This window comes from Knoellia remsis (assembly GCF_003002895.1).
Taxonomy (GTDB): Bacteria; Actinomycetota; Actinomycetes; order Actinomycetales; family Dermatophilaceae; genus Knoellia; species Knoellia remsis.
Genome location: NZ_PVTI01000001.1, coordinates 40551 through 55065, shown reverse-complemented (window position 1 = coordinate 55065; position 14515 = coordinate 40551). Strand labels below are relative to the sequence as shown.

Genomic DNA, 14515 nt, shown 5'->3' with positions numbered 1-14515 from the left:
GGGCCATGAGGGTTCTGGTGGTGGAGGACGAGCCGCTCCTGGCCGAGGCGATTCGTGACGGGCTGCGTCTGGAGGCGATCGCCGCCGACCTCGCCGGTGACGGAGACACCGCGCTCGAGCTGCTCGCCGTCAACTCCTACGACATCGCCGTCTTGGACCGCGACATCCCCGGCCCGTCGGGGGACGAGGTCGCGGCGCGGATCGTCGCATCCGGGAGCGGCACGCCGATCCTCATGCTCACCGCCGCGGACCGTCTCGACGACAAGGAGTCCGGGTTCGAGCTGGGCGCCGACGACTACCTCACCAAGCCCTTCGAGCTGCGCGAGCTCGTCCTGCGGCTGCGTGCCCTGGACCGCCGGCGGGCGCAGCCGCGGCCGCCGGTGCGAGAGATCGCCGGGCTGCGTCTCGATCCGTTCCGCCGTGAGGTCTTCCGCGACGGGCGTTACGTCGCGCTGACCCGCAAGCAGTTCGCCGTCCTCGAGGTCCTCGTCGTCGCCGAGGGTGGCGTCGTCAGCGCCGAGGACCTGCTCGAGCGGGCCTGGGACGCCAACGCCGACCCGTTCACGAACGCCGTGCGGATCACCGTGTCCGCGCTGCGCAAGCGGCTCGGCGAGCCGTGGGTGATCGCCGCGGTGCCGGGGGTCGGCTACCGCATCGACACGGCATACGACACGGCATCCGACGCCGGCGCCGCAGGCGACACCCACAGCGGGGCGACGACGGACAGCGCGTGGCTAGGCGACCGGGGATGAGCGTGCGGCTGCGACTGACCCTCAGCTATGCCGGGTTCCTCCTCGTCGCGGGCGGGCTGCTGCTCGCGACGGTGTGGGTCTTCCTGCTGCGCTACGTGCCCGACCGGACGCGCTACGGACCCGGCCCCGGACCCCACAGTCCGTCGCGGACCGAGCTCGTCGACGCCTTCCTGCCACGGGCCGGTCAGGCGATGGTGTGCCTGCTCGTCCTCGGGCTCGTCGGAGGCTGGTACCTCGCGGGCCGGATGCTCGCGCCACTCACCCGGATCACCGCGGCCACCCGGAAGGCCGCGGGCGGGTCGCTCTCGCACCGGATCGACATGGACGGGCGGCAGGACGAGTTCCGCGAGCTCGCCGACAGCTTCGACGACATGCTCGCGCGGCTTGAAGCACAGGTGGCCGAGCAGCAGCGGTTCGCGGCCAACGCCTCGCACGAGCTGCGCACCCCCCTCGCGATCACCCGAGCGATGCTGGACGTGGCGGGTCGGGACCCCGGCACGGACCCGCGCGAGCTCATCGACCGGCTGGCGCTCGTCAACGACCGCGCCATCGCGCTCACCGAGGCACTGCTCCTGCTGAGCCGGGCCGACCAGCAGTCCTTCGTGCGCGAGCCGATCGACCTGTCCCTGCTCGCAGAGGAGGCCGCGGAGACCCTGCTCCCACTCGCCGAGGAGCGCGGCGTGACGGTCGAGGTGTCGGGCGAGGCCGCCCCCGCGAGCGGCTCACCGGCCCTGCTCCAGCAGCTCGTGACGAACCTCGTGCACAACGCGATCGTGCACAACCTGCCGGGCGGTGACGATGGGTCGGTATGGGTCCGCACGGACGCCGAGCCCGGCGCCGCCGTACTGAGGGTCGAGAACACCGGTGCCGGGCTCACCCCGGCGGTCGTGGGCACCCTCGCCGAGCCGTTCCAGCGTGGCAGTGAGCGCGCCCGCAGCGACCACGCGGGGGTCGGCCTCGGCCTGGCCATCGTCGCGAGCATCACTCGCGCCCACGACGGGACGCTCACCCTCGAGCCCCGGCGTGGCGGTGGCCTCGTGGTGACGGTGTCACTGCCAACCTGACACCGCCCGCCCCGGAGCTGTGGCGCAGTTTGCGCGTGAACGCCCAGAAAAACCTGCGTCCGAGAGCGCAAAGTGCGGCTGCCGACCGTCCAGCCGCGGCGCACCCACTCGGCGAGCACCCCTCAGGCTGCGGCGGCCTTGGCCTCCAGTGCCTCGGTCAGCAGTGCCACCAGGGCCTCGAGCTGGACGTCGGCGGACGAACCGACCTCCTCGTCGGACCCGTCGAGGGCGCGTGCCGCGAGCCCGGCCTTGTCGTCGATGAGGACGGCGATCTTGGGGTCGAGGGTCTGCGCCGCGATGATCCGCCACGCCGTCACCGGCTCGGTCTGGCCGATCCGGTGGACGCGGTCGATCGCCTGGGTCTGCTCGGCCGAGGTCCAGGACAGCTCTGCGAGGACGACGTTCGACGCGACCTGCAGGTTGAGCCCGACGCCGGCAGCCGTCAGCGAGCACACGACGATGTGCGTGTCCGGATCGGTGAGGAAGGCGTCGATCGCCTCCTTGCGGGCCTTGGCACTCTGCTCGCCGCGGATGGACGAGTAGCCGATGCCGCGGTCGGCGAAGAGCTCCTCCGCCTTGTCCATGACGTCGACGTGCTTGGCGAAGAAGACGACCTTGCCGACGTTGCGGGCCAGCTGCGCGGCATAGTCCGCCGCGAGCCCGGCCTTGGCCTGGCCGATCCGGCGCATCATCGTGAAGACGTTGTCACCGGTCTTGTCCGAGCCGGCGCCGTCGCGCTCGGCCTTGGCGACCCGGCGCACGAGCGCCTCGTCGATCGCCGAGCCGACACCACCGGCACCGACACCGATGCCGGCGCGGGCAGCCTCGTCACGCGCCGCCACCGCGGCCTCGTAGCGCGCCACGAGCCGCTCGGCCAGCTCCCGCTCGGCGGCCCGGATGGAGCGCTCGGCGCTCTCGTCCAGCTCGACCGGGACGTCGGCGACCCGACGCGCGGGGATGTCGGAGGCGACGTCCACCTTGCGACGGCGCACGATGCCGAGGTCGATGACACTGCGGCGGGCCGCGGCATAGAAGCCCGGCTGCGCCGGCGTCAGGCCGGTCTCCTCGAGGGCCGCCTTGAGCGCCGGGCGCGGCGCCGTGTCGTCGATCCAGCCGAGGAACTGCCAGATCGCCCGGAAGTCCTCGATGTCGTTGATGAGCGGCGTGCCGGTGAGCGCCATGAGGAGCGGGTTGGCGCGGCGGGCGCGGATGCGCTCGGACAGCTCGAGCACGTGCTGGGACCGCTGCGAGCGCTTGTTCTTGATGAAGTGCGCCTCGTCGACGACCATGCCGCCGAAGCCGTGGTTGCCCAGCCAGCCGACGTGCCGGTCGAGGATCTCGTAGTTGACGATGACGATGTCGGCGAAGCCGTCGATGCCCTCGCCGTCACCGTGGATGACCGTCGCGGTCCGGTTGGGCGTCCACAGCTGCGCCTCGCGGGCCCAGTTCGCCTTGACGACGTTGGGCACCGCGACGAGCAGCGGGAACGCCCCGGCCGCCTCGGCGGCGAGCAGTGCCTGCGCGGTCTTGCCGAGGCCGGGCTCGTCGGCGAGGAGGAAGGTGCGGTGCCCGTTCGCGGCCGCCTGCACGAGCTGCGCCTGGTGGTGCATGAGGTCGAGCCCGCGCATCGAGAACGGCAGGTCGGTCGGCTCCGGCAGCTCCATCGAGGTGGCGTCGCCGCCGGACTCGAACGCCCGGAAGAGCGGCGTCAGCAGCTCCCAGCTGCCGAGCCGGTTCGTCGTCGGGCGGCGGGTGGCCTGCACCGCCGAGAAGTCCGGCGCGAGGAACGGGTTGGCGAGCTGGCGCGCGATCGCCGTCGCGGGAGCGACCCGCTTCGACGGCGTCACCGCGGCGGCGTCAGCGGCCACGGGCGCCGGCTCGGGCTCGGGCTCCGGCTCGCGACCCGCGGACCGCAGCATGTCGTTCTTGAGGTTCATCGCGGCATACGAGACCTCGGCGTCCTCGGCGAGCAGCGCGAGCAGCGAGGTGTCGCGGGCGGCGGTCTTCGCGAGGATCGTCGCCACCCCGTCGAGCCTCGTGAGGACGTTGGTGCGCTCGGCCTCGGAGACGCCGGTGTCCGCCTTGATGCGCGCGCGCTCCTCGCGCACGAGCAGCGCGATGACCTGGTATGCCGTCCGCTGGCTTGGGCGGATCCTGCCGCGTTGCGCTGCGGCCTCGACCTGACGGACGGCCTTGGCGAGGACGGGGATGATGCCCTCGTTGTCGCGGGGCTGGGTGCGGCGTCGGTCGCGCGACGCGGTGCGCGGCGCGCCGGTGTGACGCGAAGTCTGCTGAGCCAAGCGGAGCCTTCTCCTGACGTGTGCCTCGCCGACGTGTGTCGGCGCCGACCGGGGTGCCCCGACGAAGAGGCGGGGCGGACGACCGAGCCGCGCGGGCGGCATACCGGTCTCGCGGTGCGCGTGCCGAAGGTGATCCTTCGGCCCCCGTGTCACTGACGTGCCCGCGCCGATGCGGCCGGGCACTCGGCAAGTCTACGCCCTCGGACCCTCGGGCTGGCGCGGACCGGCCGCAACCTCCTCGCGTGTCTCGTCGGTGCGGCTGGCGGCGTAGCGGCCGTGCGCGCGGCGGACCACGACGACGAGGGCCAGCACCGCGAGGCCGCCGAGGATGACGTCACTCGCGACACCGACCCACTGACCCACGAGACCCCACTGGGTGCCCAGGGCGTAGCCGGCGCCGACGAGTGCCGTGTTCCAGAGGGCGCTGCCGGCCGCGGTCGCGATGCTGAACGGCACCAGCGGCATGTGCTGGGCACCGGCCGGGAGGGAGACGAGGCTGCGGACGCCCGGGACGAACCGGCCGAAGAAGACCGACGACCGGCCGTGACGGTGGAACCAGTCGGACGCCTTGTCGAGGTCCTCACGGTCGACGAGCGGGATCTTCGCGACGAGGGTGAGGGCCCGCTCGAGCCCGAGCCGGTGGCCGAGCCAGTAGAAGACCCACGCACCGACGAGTGACCCGAGCGTCGCGAGCACGATCACGAGGACGAGGGAGAGCCGGCCCTGCTGCGCGAGGAACCCCGCCAGCGGCAGGACGATCTCGCTCGGGATCGGCGGGATGAGGGTCTCGAGCAGGGTGAGCGCGCCCACGCCGACCTCCCCGACTGCCTCGATGACGTCGGCGAAGAGGCCGGTGAGGCCGGTGAGCTGGGGGTCGGCGGCTGCGAGCGCAGTCATGCTCCCAGCGTGCCTCAGCGACCTGAACGTTGTCTGAGCCGCGAGTGGGGAGCAGGAATGTCCTGTGCCGTGTCTTTCGTATGCCGTGTCTTTCGTATGCCGTGTCGTTCGCCTGTGTCGGTGGCGGGGGGTCAGGGTGCGCTCGTCGCGCAGTCGATGCAGGTGCGCGCGACCGGGCGGGCCTCGAGTCGGGCGGGCGCGATGGGCTCCCCGCAGACCTCGCAGGTGCCGTAGCTGCCGTCGTCGATCCGCTGCAGGGCGGCGTCGACCTCGGCGAGGTGCCCCTCGACCTGTTGTGCGAGCGCCGACACCTGGGCGCGCTCGAAGGCGATCGTCGCACCCTCGGGGTCGTGCTCGTCGTCGGCGTTGGAGTCCTTCGAGGCCTCGACGACGTCGGCGAAGTCACCGCGTAGACCCGCGAGGCGGCGCAGTGCTTCCTCGCGCTCGGCCTCCAGGGCTGCGCGGGCGTTCTCGGGCGGACGGGACGTCATCGGTCGAGCATCGCAGCCACCACTGTCAGTGCCGGGTGAGAGGCTGGGCGTCTCATGACAGGCGACGTCCTCGACCGGTTCTCCCCGGCCACCCGCGCGTGGTTCGAGGGGTCCTTCAGCGCGCCCACCGCCGCGCAGGCGGGCGCCTGGGAGGCGATCAGCTCGGGGCGGCACGCCCTCGTCGTCGCTCCGACCGGGTCGGGCAAGACGTTGTCCGCGTTCCTGTGGGCGCTCGACCGGCTCGCGTCGACGCCACCGCCGGAGGAGCGGCTCCAGCGCTGCCGGGTGCTCTACGTGTCGCCGATGAAGGCGCTCGCCGTCGACGTCGAGCGCAACCTGCGCTCGCCGCTCGTCGGCATCGGTCACGCCGCGACCCGCCTCGGCCTCACTCCCCCGGACATCACCGTGTCGGTGCGCTCCGGTGACACCCCGGCGAACGAGCGTCGCGCGTTCGCCCGCACTCCCACCGACGTGCTCATCACGACGCCGGAGTCGCTCTTCCTCATGCTGACGAGCCAGGCGCGCGAGGCCCTCGCCGGAGTCGAGACGGTGATCCTCGACGAGGTGCACGCCGTCGCCGGCACGAAGCGCGGCGCGCACCTGGCGCTGTCGCTGGAGCGGCTGGATGCCCTGCTCGACCGGCCGGCCCAGCGGATCGGCCTGTCCGCCACGGTCGAGCCCGTGGAGGAGGTGGCCCGCTACCTCGCGGGTGGCCGCCCGGTCGAGGTCGTCCGGCCGGAGTCGACCAAGGAGTGGGACCTCGACGTCGTCGTGCCCATCGCCGACATGTCCGCGCTCGGCGAGGTCGTCGAGGACGACCTGTCCGGTCCGGCTGCCGGTGCCGAGCGGCGCGCGTCGATCTGGCCGCACGTCGAGGAGCGCATCGTCGACCTCGTCGCCGCCCACCGCTCCACCCTCGTCTTCGCCAACTCCCGTCGCCTCGCCGAGCGGCTCACCTCCCGGCTGAACGAGATCTGGGAGGACCGGCTCGACGCCGCGGCGGAGCCGGACGGCGAGGCGGACGCGCAGGCGCGCGGACGGCATACCGGATCGCCGGCACGCACACCCGCCCAGCTCATGGCGCAGTCCGGCGCATCCGCGGGGGCGCCGGCCATCCTCGCCCGCGCACACCACGGTTCGGTGAGCAAGGAGCACCGCCAGCTCATCGAAGAGGACCTCAAGGCGGGGCGGCTGCCCGCGGTCGTGGCGACGAGCAGCCTCGAGCTCGGCATCGACATGGGCGCCGTCGACCTCGTCGTGCAGGTCGAGTCACCGCCGTCGGTCGCGTCCGGGCTGCAGCGCGTCGGCCGCGCCGGCCACCAGGTGGGGGCCGTGTCGCGCGGCGTGCTCTTTCCGAAGTTCCGCGGCGACCTCGTCCAGACCGCCGTCGTCGTCGAGCGGATGCGCGCCGGTGCCATCGAGTCGCTGCGCGTGCCCGCCAACCCCGTCGACGTCCTCGCCCAGCAGGTCGTCGCGATGTGTGCGATGGACGACTGGACCGTCGACGACCTCGAAGCCCTGGTGCGCAAGGCGACCCCGTTCGCGAGCCTGCCGCGGCCGATCCTCGAGTCCGTGCTCGACATGCTGTCGGGCCGCTACCCCAGCGACGAGTTCGCCGAGCTGCGGCCGCGCATCGTGTGGGACCGCGTCACCGGCGTGCTCACCGGCCGCCCCGGCGCGCAGCGCCTCGCCGTCACCTCCGGCGGCACCATCCCCGACCGCGGCCTGTATGCCGTGTTCCTCGCGTCGTCGGAGGGGGCTGGTCGGCGGGTCGGGGAGCTCGACGAGGAGATGGTCTACGAGTCGCGCGTCGGCGACGTGTTCACGCTGGGGACGTCGACCTGGCGGATCGAGGACATCACCCACGACCGAGTGCTCGTGACACCGGCGCCGGGGCTGCCCGGTCGCCTGCCCTTCTGGAAGGGCGACCAGCAGGGGCGCCCGGCGGAGCTGGGGCGGGCCGTCGGGGCGTTCGTGCGCGAGGTCGTGGGTCTCTCGGACTCGGCTGCGCGAGAACGGGTTTCGGCTGCCGGGCTCGACGAGTGGGCGACGGACAACCTGCTCGCCTACCTCGCCGAGCAGAAGGAGGCGACCCGGCACGTCCCCGACGACCGCACCATCGTCGTCGAGCGGTTCCGCGACGAGATCGGCGACTGGCGCGTGGCCGTGCACAGCCCCTTCGGCGGTCAGGTCCACGCGCCGTGGGCGCTCGCCGTGTCGGCGCGGATGCGGGAGCGGTTCGGTGTCGATGTGCAGGCGATGCACGGCGACGACGGCATCGTCTTCCGGCTGCCGGACCTCGAGTTCGACGATGGCGGCTCCGGGTCGGGTGACAGCGCCGGTGCCTCCGGCGGCATCGGGCGCGAGCTGCTCGATCTCGTGACTCTGGACGCCGACGACGTCCACGACCTCGTCACCGCCGAGATCGGCGGGTCGGCACTCTTCGCCGCGCGGTTCCGCGAGTGCGCCTCGCGTGCCCTGCTCCTGCCGCGCCGCCGCCCGGACCGGCGGCAGCCGCTGTGGCAGCAGCGTCAGCGCGCGGCGCAGCTGCTCGAGGTCGCGTCGCAGTACGCGTCCTTCCCCATCGTCCTGGAGACGGTGCGCGAGTGCGTGCAGGACGTGTTCGACGTGCCCGGGCTCGAGGCACTCATGCGCTCGGTCGCCTCGCGCGAGGTGACGATGGTCGACGTCGAGTCGCGCCAGCCGTCGCCCTTCGCGCGGTCGCTGATGTTCGGGTACGTCGCGCAGTTCCTCTACGAGGGCGACTCCCCACTCGCGGAGAAGCGGGCCGCGGCGTTGGCTCTCGACCCGTCGCTGCTCGCCGAGCTGCTCGGACGCGGCGAAGGGCTGTCCCTGCGCGACCTCCTCGACCCCGAGCAGGTCGCCCGCACCGAGGCCGAGCTGCAGCGGCTCGTGCCGGAGCGGGCCTGCCGCGACGCCGAGGACGTCGCCGACCTGCTGCGCACCCTCGGCCCACTGACCCTCGCCGACATCCGGGCCCGGTCGCGAGAAGGCCTCTCCCACAAGGAGATCGGCGCGTGGCTCGTCGACCTCGAAGGTGCTCGGAGGGTCATTCGGGTCCGCGTCGCCGGTGACGAGCGCTGGGCCGCCATCGAGGACGCCGGGCGCCTGCGCGACGCGCTCGGCACGTCCCTGCCCGTCGGCGTCCCGCAGGTCTTCCTCGAGTCCGTCCCTGACCCGATGGGTGACCTCGTCGCCCGGTTCGGCCGCACGCACGGACCCTTCACCGTCGCGACCGTCGCGTCGTGGTGGGGTGTCGGACCGGCCGTGGCGCAGGACGCCCTGCGCCGCCTCGTCGGCGCCGGTCGGGTCGTCGAGGGCGAGCTGCTCCCGGTCGAGAACGGCGGCGGCCGGCACGGCATGGACTTCTGCGACGCCGAGGTGCTGCGCATGCTGCGTCGCCGCTCCCTCGCCGCGCTGCGGGCCGAGGTCGAGCCGGTCGCCTCGGTCGAGCTCGCTCGCTTCCTCCCGTCGTGGCAGGGCGTCGGCGGCGGGCTCCGTGGGCGCGAGGGTCTCGTGCGTGCCATCGAGCAGCTCGCCGGGGCCGTCCTGCCCGCGAGCGCCCTCGAGTCGCTCGTCCTGCCTGCGCGCGTGTCGGGCTACTCCCCCGCCCTCCTCGACGAGCTGACCTCCTCCGGCGAGGTGCTGTGGCGCGGGCACGGGTCCCTGCCCGGCGATGACGGGTGGGTCTCGCTGCACCTCGCCGACACCGCCCACCTCACTCTCGCCCCACCCGAGGACCGCGAGCTCACCGACGGCGAGGCCGCGATCCTCGACGCGCTGGCCGGGGGTGGCGCGTTCTTCTTCCGGACCCTCTCGGACACCGTCGGCTCCACCGACGACGATCAGCTGCTCACCGACCTCTGGTCCCTCGTGTGGTCGGGACGCGTCTCCGGTGACACGCTCGCCCCCGTGCGCGCCCTGCTCGCCGGTGGCCGCACGACCCACCGTCGCTCCTCGACCAGCCCGCGCTCCACCAGGTATGCCGGCCGGCGCGGTGCCCTCGGAGCCCTCTCGGGCGGTCGTGGAGCCGGGAGGCCGCAGCTTCCGAGCCGCTCGGGCCCGCCCGCGGGGGCGGGGCGCTGGTCCCTGCTGCCGGAGGTCGAGACCGACGCGACCGTGCGGGCCTACACCACGGCCGAGGTGCTGCTCGACCGCTACGGCGTGGTGACCCGGGGGTCGGTCGTCGCCGAGGACGTGCCCGGCGGTTTCGCCGGGGTCTACCGCGTTCTCGCCGCCGCCGAGGAGTCCGGTCGTGTGCGGCGGGGCTACTTCGTTGAAACCCTCGGCGCGTCCCAGTTCACGACCACCGGCGCCGTCGACCGGCTGCGCGCCGGTGCGCGCCAGCCCGGTGAAACCGAGCGCGGCGGGCCGGCCGCACCCGCCGCGGTGGTGCTCGCCGCGACGGACCCAGCGAACGCCTATGGTGCCGCCCTGCCGTGGCCCGAGCGGGGCTCGGACGTCGAGGACGACGAAGGAGTTCCCGGCGCTCGGCGCGGCCACCAGCCCGGTCGCAAGGCCGGCGCCCTCGTCGTCCTCGTCGACGGCGAGCTCGTCCTCTATGTCGAGCGGGGCGGCAAGACGCTGCTCTCCTGGACCCAGGACCCGGACCGGCTGCAGGCGGCGGCCGACGCCCTCGCCCTCGCCGTGCGCGAAGGGGCCCTCGGCCGGCTCACCGTCGAGAAGGCCGACGGCGACGCGATCCTCGGCTCCGAGCATCCTCTGGTTCAGTCGCTCGCCAACGCCGGCTTCCACGCCACCCCTCGCGGGCTCCGGCTGCGGCGATGAGGTACCCGACGTGAGAGCCGACTGTCCAGTTCTCGTTGCGACGACGCATCACACACGCCTCGCCCCGGGGACACGTTGCCCTGTCCTCGACGGAAGGACGTCCGATGCCCGAGGGTGACACCGTCTGGCGCACCGCTCAGCGCCTGCACAGGGCCCTCGCCGGTGAACCGCTCGTGACGAGCGACCTGCGGTTCCCTTCGGTCGCGACCATCGACCTGCGCGGTGGCACGACCCTCGAGGTCATCAGCCGAGGCAAGCACCTTTTGCACCGCATCGACCACGAGGGCCGCGCCGTCACCGTCCACTCCCACCTCAAGATGGAGGGCCAGTGGCGCGTCGAGGCCACCGCTGACGCCCGGGGCTGGCTGCGGCGAGCGGACCTGCGCGCCGCCCTCGGCACCACCACGTGGACCGCGCTCGGGCTTCGGCTCGGCACCCTCGACGTGGTCCCGACCGCGGGAGAGGCCGACCTCGTCGGGCACCTCGGCCCCGACGTGCTCGGCCCCGACTGGGACGCCACGACCGCTGTCGCCAACCTGTGCGCGAGCGACACGACGATCGGCGCGGCCCTGCTCGACCAGCGCAACCTCGCCGGTGTCGGGACGCTCTGGGCTTCGGAGTCGCTGTTCCTCGAGCGGCTCCATCCCTGGGCGCCGGCAGCCGACCTCGACCCGGCCGCGGTCGACGCGCTCGTCGCGCGCGCCCACGCCCTGCTCGTCGCGGCGCGGGCACACCCCATCCAGACGAGCACCGGGAGCCGGCGCAAGGGCGAGGAGACCTTCGTCCATGCCCGATCCGGTCGACCGTGCCGCCGCTGCGGGGACACCGTGCGGGTGGCGATGATCGGACCGCCCGGGCGTGAGCGCACGATGTTCTCCTGCCCCACCTGTCAGGGCGGGATCGCCCCCACCGACGACGGACGACCCCAGCGACCACTCGGCTCGAGCCGCGGCCGGAGCAGCCCCTACCGTCGCGCCTGACGAGCGTGACCCCTCGGGCTCGGCAGCCGCTCCCGGGCAACCTTGAGACTCAGCCGACGTGAGCCACGACCGGGGGATTCCCGCTGTCGGCAGCTCCCGACAGCGCGACAGCGACGGTCAGGCAGCCGAGGCAGAGACGACCGGCTCGCGGCCGGCGCCGACGGGCAGGGTGACCGGGGCGCTGAGCGACTCGACGACGGCGATCCGGCGGCTGACGTCGTCGAGGACGACGGACATGGGCACGTCGAGCGCCTCGCAGACGGCGGCCAGCAGCTCGGAGGACGCCTCCTTGACCCCGCGCTCCATCTCACTGAGATAGCCGAGCGACACCGATGCCGCGGCGGCGACGTCCCGCAGGGTGCGGTCCTGGGCCCGGCGCCGCTCGCGCAGCACCTCACCGAGCTCCTGTCGGAAGAGAATCATGCGCGCCTCCCATCGGCGTCGGTCCGGCGACCTTCGCAGCGAAGGTCTCTGGTCGTGGAGTCCACGCTACATCGCGGACCACGCGACACGCCCGACAGCCCGGCGCGGACAGTGCGGCGGCGTGTCGAGGGCATCGCTCTGGTCAACCCTGGACGGGCCCGTCCTCTTCCATGAGTCGCGCCTTGGCGAGGTCGAGCGCGGCGACGACCGAAGCCGCCCGCACGGTCTCGCGACTCCCCGAGAGCTCAAGGCGCTGGGAGCGAGCGCTCCCGGCATACGCCACGGCGACGAAGACGGTTCCGGCGGGCACACCGTCCTGCGGCCCCGGGCCGGCGACGCCGGTCGTCGAGATGCCGACGTCGGACCCGAGCTCCCGGCACACCCCGAGCGCCATCTGCTCGGCGACGTCGGCCTGGACGGGACCACCGGTCTCGAGCAGGGTGGGGTCGACTCCGAGCTGGTCGGCCTTGACGTCCGTCCCGTAGGCCACGATCGAGCCACGCATCGTCGCCGACGAGCCGGGGATCTCCGTGAGTGCGGCCGCGACGAGACCACCGGTGAGCGACTCGGCCGTGGCGACGGTGAGCCCGCGGGACACGAGGGTGTCCACGAGCGCGCGTGGGGACGCCGCCTTCGTGCCGACGCGCTCCTGCGCCAGCCGGCTCGCCCGCTTCATCATGGCGCGCTCGCTCGTCTGCCGCAGACGCAGCGCCTTGGCCGCGATGTCCAGGCCGGTCACGACCGTGATGACGACGGCGACCGCGAGCACGACTGCGGCGCACCAGCGCCACACGTCGGGTTCCGGCAGCGACCACAGCGGCATGCTGAAGAGGAAGAGCCCGAGGCTCTGCACGGCGGTCTTGACCTTGCCGCCGCGACCGGCCGGCATGACGCCGTGCCGGATGACGAAGAGGCGCAGCACGGTGATCCCCCACTCGCGCAGCAGCACGACGAGCGTGACCCACCACCACACGTCACCGATGACCGAGAGCCCGATGAAGGCCATGCTCATGAGCAGCTTGTCGGCGATGGGGTCGGCGATCTTGCCGAAGTCGGTGACCAGACCGCGTTTGCGCGCCAGGTCGCCGTCGACGCGGTCGGTGAAGGTCGCGGCGGCGAAGATGCCCGCCGCCCACCAGCGCAGTCGCGCATCCGTCGACCCGGCGGAGAGGAGCAGCGCGCCATAGACCGGGACGAGCAGGATGCGCAGGACCGTCAGGGCGTTCGCGAGGTTCCACGAGCTGACCGGACGAGCCGCGTCACCGAGCGTCGCAGGAGTCACGGAGCCCTCACACCGGGTCCGCGACGAGGTCGACGCCTTCGCCGCCCGACACGACCGCCAGCACCGTGTCGCCGACGGCTGCCCGCACCCCCACGACGCGGGTGGTGCCGTCGACATCGGGGCCCTGGTGCTCGGCACGACCGACGACGTATGCCGTCCGCGCACCGTCGGCGGGGTCGTTGCGGTCGCCGTCCGGGTACCCGCCGACCTCCTCGACGAGGACGCGGACGGTCTCGCCGAGACGGTCCTCGGCGCGCTGGGCCGTCAGCTCCTCGACGAGGTCGGTGATCCGGGCCACCCGCTCCGCGATGGCGTCGTCGGGGACCTTGTCGTTGAGCTGCTCGCCCTCGGTGCCGTCCTCGTCGGAGTAGCCGAAGACGCCCACGACGTCGAGCCGCGCCGCGGTCAGGAACTCGGCGAGCTCGTCGACGTCGGCCTCGGTCTCCCCCGGGAAACCCACGATGACGTTGCTGCGTATGCCGGCCAGGGGCGCGCGCGTGCGCGCGTCATCGATGAGCCCGAGGAAGGACTCGGTGCCTCCGAAGCGGCGCATCCGCCGAAGCAGCGGTGCCGACGCATGCTGGAAGGAGAAGTCGAACCACGGCATGACCTCGGGCACCGCGACCATGGCGTCGAGCAGCCCGGGGCGGACCTCCGCCGGCTGGAGGTAGGACACCCGGACTCGCTCGATTCCGTCGATCCCCCCGAGCTCGGGCAGCATGGCGTCGAGCAGCGCCAGATCGCCGAGGTCCTTGCCGTAGGACGTCGAGTTCTCACTGACGAGGAAGAGCTCGCGCACCCCCTGCGAGGCCAGCCAGCGAGCCTCGTCGATCACATCCGTGGGACGGCGCGACACGAAGGACCCGCGGAACATCGGGATGGCACAGAACGCACAACGCCGGTCGCAGCCGCTCGCGATTTTCAGCGGCGCCCACGGGCCCGAGTCGAGTCGCCGGCGAGGCGCGCCCCCGGACTCGGTGGACGCGCCGTGGCCGGGCAGCGCGACGGAGGCCGCGGCGTCCTGGCGGGTCACGGGGGACAACGGGAGCAGCTTGCGCCGGTCCCCGGGCGTGTGGCTCGCGACGGTACCGCCGTCGAGGATGGTGCGCAGGTGGGTCGACATGTCGGCGTACGAGTCGAACCCGAGCACCGCGTCCGCCTCCGGCAGCTCGTCGGCCAGCGTCTGACCGTAGCGCTCGGCGAGGCAGCCGACGGCGACGACCTTCTGCGTGCGTCCCGTCTCCTTGAGCGAGCTGGCCTCGAGCAGGCTGTCGATGGAGTCCTTCTTGGCCTGCTCCACGAAGCCGCACGTGTTGACGACGGCGACATCGGCCTCGGCGGCGTCCTCGACGAGGGTCCAGCCACCGGCCGCGAGCCGCCCGGCGAGTTCCTCGGAGTCGACGTCGTTGCGGGTGCAGCCGAGGGTCACGACCGCGACCGAGCGGGAGGTCGTCGCGGGTTCAGCCATGCCGTCCACTCTAGTTGGCCTCGAAGGTGGCGCCGTGCCGCATACGTTG

10 protein-coding genes are annotated in these 14515 nt (G+C 73.0%); 4 read left to right on the top strand and 6 right to left on the bottom strand.

Features of this window, described 5'->3' with window-relative positions; all coding sequences use genetic code 11:
* Nucleotides 1-5 precede the first annotated feature (5 nt).
* Both BCF74_RS00240 and BCF74_RS00235 read left to right on the top strand, forming a co-directional pair.
* Complete coding sequence (locus BCF74_RS00240; protein ID WP_106295960.1) at nucleotides 6-752, top strand: response regulator transcription factor; 747 nt, start codon at nucleotides 6-8, stop codon at nucleotides 750-752.
* Nucleotides 749-1816 carry a sensor histidine kinase gene (locus BCF74_RS00235; RefSeq protein WP_281257151.1) on the top strand — a complete coding sequence of 356 codons (1068 nt, stop codon included), beginning with the start codon at nucleotides 749-751 and terminating at the stop codon, nucleotides 1814-1816. The genes BCF74_RS00240 and BCF74_RS00235 overlap by 4 nt, the downstream gene beginning before the upstream one ends.
* A gap of 122 nt (nucleotides 1817-1938) precedes the next feature.
* Here BCF74_RS00235 and BCF74_RS00230 read toward each other — a convergent pair whose 3' ends face one another.
* The 3 genes from BCF74_RS00230 to BCF74_RS00220 all read right to left on the bottom strand — a co-directional run bounded on the left by BCF74_RS00230 (nucleotide 1939) and on the right by BCF74_RS00220 (nucleotide 5504).
* Complete coding sequence (locus BCF74_RS00230; protein WP_245889125.1) at nucleotides 1939-4116, bottom strand: DEAD/DEAH box helicase; 2178 nt, start codon at nucleotides 4114-4116, stop codon at nucleotides 1939-1941.
* Between the two features lie 192 nt (nucleotides 4117-4308).
* Nucleotides 4309-5013 (bottom strand): DedA family protein, encoded by a 705-nt coding sequence (locus tag BCF74_RS00225; protein ID WP_106295957.1) that lies wholly within the window; start codon nucleotides 5011-5013, stop codon nucleotides 4309-4311.
* A 131-nt stretch (nucleotides 5014-5144) separates the two neighbouring features.
* Nucleotides 5145-5504 carry a TraR/DksA family transcriptional regulator gene (locus BCF74_RS00220; RefSeq protein ID WP_106295956.1) on the bottom strand — a complete coding sequence of 120 codons (360 nt, stop codon included), beginning with the start codon at nucleotides 5502-5504 and terminating at the stop codon, nucleotides 5145-5147.
* A 54-nt stretch (nucleotides 5505-5558) separates the two neighbouring features.
* On the opposite strand from BCF74_RS00220, the gene BCF74_RS00215 reads away from it, so the two are divergent.
* Nucleotides 5559-10313 (top strand): ATP-dependent helicase, encoded by a 4755-nt coding sequence (locus BCF74_RS00215; protein ID WP_106295955.1) that lies wholly within the window; start codon nucleotides 5559-5561, stop codon nucleotides 10311-10313.
* Nucleotides 10314-10417: 104 nt separating this feature from the next.
* On the top strand, nucleotides 10418-11293 hold the full coding sequence (locus BCF74_RS00210; RefSeq protein ID WP_106295954.1) for a DNA-formamidopyrimidine glycosylase family protein: 876 nt from the start codon (nucleotides 10418-10420) through the stop codon (nucleotides 11291-11293).
* A gap of 117 nt (nucleotides 11294-11410) precedes the next feature.
* Here the strand turns inward: BCF74_RS00210 and BCF74_RS00205 are convergent, their stop codons facing one another.
* The 3 genes from BCF74_RS00205 to BCF74_RS00195 all read right to left on the bottom strand — a co-directional run bounded on the left by BCF74_RS00205 (nucleotide 11411) and on the right by BCF74_RS00195 (nucleotide 14466).
* Nucleotides 11411-11716: a helix-turn-helix domain-containing protein gene (locus BCF74_RS00205; protein WP_106295953.1), complete on the bottom strand. Its 306-nt coding sequence runs from the start codon at nucleotides 11714-11716 to the stop codon at nucleotides 11411-11413.
* 142 nt (nucleotides 11717-11858) lie between these two features.
* Entirely contained in the window at nucleotides 11859-12998 is a 1140-nt protein-coding gene (locus tag BCF74_RS17915) for a nicotinamide-nucleotide amidohydrolase family protein (protein ID WP_342747520.1), read from the bottom strand.
* Nucleotides 12999-13005: 7 nt separating this feature from the next.
* On the bottom strand, nucleotides 13006-14466 hold the full coding sequence (locus tag BCF74_RS00195; RefSeq protein ID WP_106295952.1) for a MiaB/RimO family radical SAM methylthiotransferase: 1461 nt from the start codon (nucleotides 14464-14466) through the stop codon (nucleotides 13006-13008).
* Nucleotides 14467-14515: the final 49 nt, after the last annotated feature.

Excerpts from the sequence above, each read along its gene's own strand:
- BCF74_RS00215 (WP_106295955.1), top strand. The coding sequence starts at position 5,559 with ATGACAGGCGACGTCCTCGACCGGTTCTCCCCGGCCACCCGCGCGTGG.
- BCF74_RS00205 (WP_106295953.1), bottom strand. The coding sequence starts at position 11,716 with ATGATTCTCTTCCGACAGGAGCTCGGTGAGGTGCTGCGCGAGCGGCGC.
- BCF74_RS00210 (WP_106295954.1), top strand. The coding sequence starts at position 10,418 with ATGCCCGAGGGTGACACCGTCTGGCGCACCGCTCAGCGCCTGCACAGG.
- BCF74_RS00225 (WP_106295957.1), bottom strand. The coding sequence starts at position 5,013 with ATGACTGCGCTCGCAGCCGCCGACCCCCAGCTCACCGGCCTCACCGGC.
- BCF74_RS00240 (WP_106295960.1), top strand. The coding sequence starts at position 6 with ATGAGGGTTCTGGTGGTGGAGGACGAGCCGCTCCTGGCCGAGGCGATT.
- BCF74_RS00220 (WP_106295956.1), bottom strand. The coding sequence starts at position 5,504 with ATGACGTCCCGTCCGCCCGAGAACGCCCGCGCAGCCCTGGAGGCCGAG.
- BCF74_RS00235 (WP_281257151.1), top strand. The coding sequence starts at position 749 with ATGAGCGTGCGGCTGCGACTGACCCTCAGCTATGCCGGGTTCCTCCTC.
- BCF74_RS00195 (WP_106295952.1), bottom strand. The coding sequence starts at position 14,466 with ATGGCTGAACCCGCGACGACCTCCCGCTCGGTCGCGGTCGTGACCCTC.